5 protein-coding genes and 1 pseudogene are annotated in these 5,759 nt (G+C 63.2%); all 6 read right to left on the reverse strand.

Features of this window, described 5'->3' with window-relative positions:
* Positions 1-751: pseudogene (locus EOA22_RS22520) on the reverse strand (hypothetical protein); the annotation flags it as partial.
* Positions 748-1,782 (reverse strand): Gfo/Idh/MocA family oxidoreductase, encoded by a 1,035-nt coding sequence (locus EOA22_RS22525; protein ID WP_063167522.1) that lies wholly within the window; start codon positions 1,780-1,782, stop codon positions 748-750. The pseudogene EOA22_RS22520 and the gene EOA22_RS22525, both read right to left, overlap by 4 nt.
* 2 nt (positions 1,783-1,784) lie before the next feature.
* A complete protein-coding gene (locus EOA22_RS22530; protein WP_032809713.1) occupies positions 1,785-2,849 on the reverse strand; it encodes an ABC transporter permease in 1,065 nt (354 codons plus the stop codon).
* Positions 2,842-4,398: a sugar ABC transporter ATP-binding protein gene (locus EOA22_RS22535; protein ID WP_027163942.1), complete on the reverse strand. Its 1,557-nt coding sequence runs from the start codon at positions 4,396-4,398 to the stop codon at positions 2,842-2,844. The genes EOA22_RS22530 and EOA22_RS22535 overlap by 8 nt, the downstream gene beginning before the upstream one ends.
* Positions 4,395-5,039 (reverse strand): DUF2291 family protein, encoded by a 645-nt coding sequence (locus tag EOA22_RS22540; protein WP_027163941.1) that lies wholly within the window; start codon positions 5,037-5,039, stop codon positions 4,395-4,397. The genes EOA22_RS22535 and EOA22_RS22540 overlap by 4 nt, the downstream gene beginning before the upstream one ends.
* A 93-nt stretch (positions 5,040-5,132) precedes the next feature.
* Positions 5,133-5,759, reverse strand: a 627-nt coding sequence (locus EOA22_RS22545) for a substrate-binding domain-containing protein (protein ID WP_127390223.1), incomplete at its 5' end; no start/stop codon positions are given.

Genomic DNA, 5,759 nt, shown 5'->3' on the forward strand with positions numbered 1-5,759 from the left:
GTTCGACCCTGACCGGTTCGCTGGCCACTGCGGCAGCCGGCGCTTTGCCTTCACCTGCGATGCGCAGGCTGATCGTCTGGCTCAGGGGCTGGCCGGCAGGCAGCACATACGGCCACGGCAGCACCAGCGGCCGCACATAGGTCTTGTAGGAGGCGTCCGACCAGTTGCGCTGGTCCTCCATTTCGAAAGTATCGCCTTCCATCCGGCACTCAGCGATGACACCAGGCCGAACCTGATGGGAGATGGCGCGGATATCCTTGAAAGGCTGCCAGGGGTCGATCAGCTGGGGAAGTTTCGTCGCCACCACGCTGCCGTCTGTGTGCTCGACCATGACCGGGCTACCGGCGAGGTCGGCGATCGGGTGCAGGATACAGAAGCCGCAGCGGTTGGTTTCGAAATCGTTTTCGGGAAGGGCGCTGACGTCGAAGACCAGACGGCCGTCGGCAGAGCCTTTGATGGTGGCGCGGAAGCCGAGCCGGTTTCCATCGGGGGCCAGGCAGCTTGCCGAATAGCTGACCGAAAAAGCGTCGGCACCCTGCTCGATCACCAGGTCCGTCAAATTTGGCTCATAGGTGCCCCAGTCGCGGTCACGCACGATATAGGCGATGGCGCGCAGCACTTCGGTGCCGCCATGGCGGATGGTGCGCAGATTGCCGTTGACGAAGTCGGCGCTGAGCGAGCCTGCGCTGAGCCTGACCGGCTCGGCCTCGACCACGCGCGTGCCGTAGAGCAGGAAAGTGCCGGCGGTCATTTCGGCAAGGCGTCGAGTTGCACCGGTTGCCGGCTCGCGGCCCCAGCATAGGCGGCCTCGACCAGCGCGAATGTCCTAAGATTGTCGGCGCCCGAGGTCGCCGGCTCGGTCCCCTTTGCCAGGCAGTCGACCCAGTGCTGCTGGATGGCTACGACGCTTTCCTGGATGTTGTGCCAGGGCCGCGACGCCCAGGCCAGCAGCGGCGGCGAGACGTCGGTGACGGCCGTGCCGCTCTTGCCGGTGACGGTCAGCCGGTATCCCTGCGCCAGCCGGATCGTGCCGTCGCTGCCATCGATCTCGATCAGCGTTTCGGGAAACGGCTCGGTGGCGAGCTTGGTCGCGTAGCTGCAGTCGACCACGGAGGTTGCGCCGCTCTTGTGGTCCATCAGCATGGTCGCCACATCCTCGCCCGCAATGGCGGGATTGATGCGGGCGATTCGTGTCGTGATGGTCGAGACGTCGCCGAGCAGGAAACGGGCGATATCGAGGATATGGATACCGAGGTCCTCGATGATGAAGCGCTTTCCCGTCGCCAGATAGGGCTGACCGGAAAACACGTCATAGGCCGAGCGGAAGGAGATACGCCCGAAGAAGGGCGTGCCGATCTCGCCGCTATCGAGCACGGTCCGCACCGCCTGGATAGGTGACTGCCAGCGAAAATTCTCATGCACCATCAGCGGAACGCCGGCTTCCGCGCATGCCTTGACCATCGCCTTTGCGTCGGCAAGCGTCGGCGCGAACGGCTTTTGGCAGATCACCGGAACGCGGTGGGCGGCCGCCATTTCGACAAGCGGACGATGGCTGGGCGCGGTGGTGGCGATATCGACGAAGTCCAGGCTTTCGCCGGCAAATAGTTCCGCCGCATCGGTATAGCGCTTCGCAATGCCGAACTGGTCACCGACGATCCGCAACCGTTCCGGGTCACGGTCGCAGATGGCGATGATCGAGGCGCCCGCTATGTCGCGCCAGGCATGCATCTGGTTGACGGCAAAGAAGCCGCAGCCGATCAGCGCTCCCCGCAGTTCCGCCATGCTCAGCCTGCCTTTGCCATCTGCATCAAGGTGACACGTTGCTGAAGCCGGCGCTGTGCCTGGTCGACGACGACGGCGACGATGATGACGAGGCCCTTGATCACCATCTGCCAGAACGAACTCACGCCCATCATCACCAACCCGTCCGAAAGAATGCCGATGACGAAGGCGCCGACGATGGTGCCGCCGATCGTGCCGCGGCCGCCCGACATCGAGGTGCCGCCGAGCACTGCCGCCGCAATGGCGTTGAGCTCGAAGCTTTCGCCCGTCGCCGGATGCGAGGCCATCAGCTCGGACGAGATGATCAGGCCGACGATCGCCGCGCAGAAACCGGAGAACATATAGACGAACATCTTGACCATGTTGACCCGGACGCCCGAAATCCGCGACGCCCGTTCATTGCCGCCGACGGCGAAGATATGGCGACCGAGTGGCGTGTACTTGGCGAGATAGGCGGCTCCCAGTGCAACGACGATGAGGATCCAGATCGCCACCGGCAGGCCAAGCAGCCGACCGGCCCCGAGGAAGCCGAAGCCGGTGGTGCCAAGCTCCGGCTTGCCGACGAGGTTGGGAAAGGTGCGGCCATCCGACGACAGCAGCGCCAGGCCGCGCGCGACATAGAGCACGCCGAGCGTGGCGATGAACGGCGCGACGTTTAGCCTGGTGATCAGCAAGCCGTTGACGGCGCCGATCAATATGCCGACGGCAAGCGTGATCAGCGCGATCTCAAAGACGTTGAAATAGATGGTGTAGCCGATCTGCAGGTCGATGCCGTTGAGCACGAGATACCCGGCCACCATACCGCACAGGCCGACGATCGAACCGACCGAAAGGTCGATGCCGCCGGTGATAATGACGAAGGTCATGCCCATCGCCAGGAACGCATTCAGCGCCACGTGCTTCGACATCAGGATCAGATTGGCGGTCGACAGGAAATTAGGCGCCGCGATCGAAAAGAAGATCAAGACGGCGATGAGCGCGATGAAGGTTCTCGCCTTCATCAGCGTCAGCAGCAGCGAGCCGCTCGAGACGGAGGGGACAGCCGCCTTGGCCGGGATGTCAGTCATGGGCGGTTTTCTCCGTGTGCGGGGTCGGCCCGTGGCCAAGTGCCGAGGCGGAGACAAGGGCTGCCTCCGTCGCCTCGGAGCGATCGAACATGCCCGTCAGTTTTCCGTTGCTCATCACCGCAATGCGGTCTGACAGCGCCATCACCTCATCGAGATCCGAGGTGGCGAAGAGAATGCCCAATCCATCGCGCGACAGTTTGCGCATGGTGCGGAAGACGTCGGCCTTGGCGCCGACATCGATGCCTCGGCTGGGCTCGTCCATCAGCAGCACCTTGGGCCCGGTGAGCAGCGCCTTGCCGATCACCACCTTCTGCTGGTTGCCGCCCGACAGCGACGACACCTCTTGCGCCGGGTCGGCGACCCTGATCGCCAACTCCCGCACCACCTGCGTCACCGCCTGCCTTTCGTCAGCGCCACGGATGTGGAACAGGCGGGCAAAGCGCGACAGGCTGGCCAGCGTCAAATTGCTGGCGACCGAAAGGATCGAGACAAGCCCTTCGCGCTGGCGATCCTCGGGGATCAGCGCCAGCCCGCGCCGGATGCGCCGCGTCGTATCGCGCTCCTTGACCTTTCTACCGCCAATGAAGATGTCGCCGGTCGAATGGCCGTGGCGGCCCATGATGCAGTCGAACAGTTCGCTGCGCCCGGCGCCCATCAAGCCGTATATGCCGAGGATCTCGCCGGCACGCAGCGACAACGACACATGGTCGACGGCAAGTCCGCCGGTGGCACGAGGCAGGCAGATCTCCTCGGCACGAAAAATCTCTTCGCCCGGAAGATGGCCGTCGGCCTTGGCGAAGTCCTTGGCGTCGGAGCCGATCATCTGGCGAACGATCCACTGCGTGTCGACGTTCTTCATCTCTTCCTGGCCGGTGATGCGGCCGTCACGCAGCACGGTGATGTAGTCGCCGATGCGGATCAGCTCTTCGAGCCGGTGCGAAATGTAGACGATCGCCACGCCGCGCGCCTTGAGGTCGGCGATCACCTTGAACAGGATCTCGACTTCCGCAGCACTCAGCGCCGAGGTCGGCTCGTCCATGATCAGGATGCGTGCATCGAGCGAAACCGCCTTGGCGATCTCGACCAGCTGCTGCTGGCCGATGCGCAGATCCTCGACCAGCATGTCGGGCCGGATGCCGGCCTGTAGGCGTTCCAGAAATTCCGCAGCGCGGTTTTCCTGTTGCGCGTGGTCGATTTTGCCGAAGCGGTTGGTGATTTCTCGGGTGGCGAAAATATTCTCGGCGACGCTCATATTGCCGAACAGGTTCAGCTCCTGGAACACCATGCCGATGCCACGGTTCACCGCGTCACCGGATGACGAGAAGGAAACCTCTTCGCCTTCCAGCAGGATGCGGCCGGCGGTCGGCCGTTCGACACCGGCGATGATCTTCATCAGCGTCGACTTGCCGGCGCCGTTCTCGCCGACCAGCACGTTGACCGCGCCCTTGCGCACCTCGAAATTGGCGCGCTTGACCGCAACGGTGCCGGAATAGACCTTGGAGACGTCCTCGAGCTTCAGAATGATTTCGCGCTCCGCGATCGCGCTCATGGCTTCGGCCCGATCTCTGCCTCCGCCGGCGTCACCAGCGGCAGGTCCTGGCCGCTCCCCAGCGTATAGGCGCCGAGCACCTTGGCACTGCGGCCTTCCAGCGCCTCGCGCGGCAGCTTGGAAAGCACCGTCTTGTCGGCATAAGCGTTGAAAGCCTTGCCGAACTGGGCGAAGTCGATCTGGTTGGTGAAGTCGTTGAACTGGATGAAGTCCAGGCTGTCGCGCAGCGCGGTACCGCGCACCGCCGGTCCGATCTGCACCCGTGCATCGGCTTTGCCGTCGCCGTCGACATCGACGTCGACCGTTGCCGCACGCGACTGTGTGTTGGCCGCGATAATCTTGCCTTCCAGCCGAACCGCGAAAGTCCAAGGCGAATTCGCCTGCTTGTTCGGATTGCCGTATTTGGCGCCGGCAGCCGCTGGGTCGGTTGTCGCCAGTGTGTGAACCTGCGCAAACGGTCCGGCTTTCTGCTGGAGATAGGGCACGACCTTTGCCGCCCATATCTCTTCGACCATCTTGTCTGGATTGAAGGTGGCAGCGTTGTTGCCGTCGTCCGATTTCGTCGGCAGGATCTTGCAGGCGGTCAGGCTGATGCCGACCATCACGGTAAGGATCGGCCAGTTCGGCTTGGTGTTCAGCATGGCGGCCTGTCGTTCAGCATCGTGGGCGGCCCACGGAAAATGGCGGCGAGGGGCGATCCTGGGTTCGCCCCTCGCTATTCAAATCACGCTGGCTCAGTTCGTCAGCGCGAAGGTCTCCAGCTTGGCGGCATTGTCGCCATTGACCAGAACGCAGTCCATCAATTGCTTTTCCTTGGCCGGCGACTTCTTGTTCTTGATGAAGTCGTTGGCCTGCTCGACCGCCATCTGCGCCTGCGCGAAGGCGGGCTGCAGCACCGTTGCCTTGATGCCGCCCGAGGTGATGGAGTCGCGAACATCGTTCGATCCGTCGAAGCCGACGACGATGACATCCTTGCGGTTCGCCGCGGCAAGTGCCGCATAGGCGCCCATCGCCATCGTATCGTTGCCGGAGATCACGCCCTTGATGTCGGGGTTGGCCTGCAGGATCGATTCCATCTTGGAATAGGCTTCCGTCTGGCTCCAGTTGGCCGACTGCTGGGCGACCATCTTCAGGTCCGGATAGTCGTCGATGACGTCGTGATAACCCTTGGAACGAATGCCGGCATTGGTGTCGGATTCCTTGCCGACCAGCTCGACGAAATTGCCCTTCTCGCCCATCAGCTTGACGAATTCCTGCGCGCCGAGCTGGGCGCCCTGGTAGTTATTGGAGACGATCTGCGCGACGGCGACGCCGGTGGCGTTGATCTCGCGGTCGATCAGGAAGGACGCAGGCATTCCGTC

Source organism: Mesorhizobium sp. M7A.F.Ca.US.014.04.1.1 (assembly GCF_003998745.1).
GTDB lineage: Bacteria > Pseudomonadota > Alphaproteobacteria > Rhizobiales > Rhizobiaceae > Mesorhizobium > Mesorhizobium ciceri.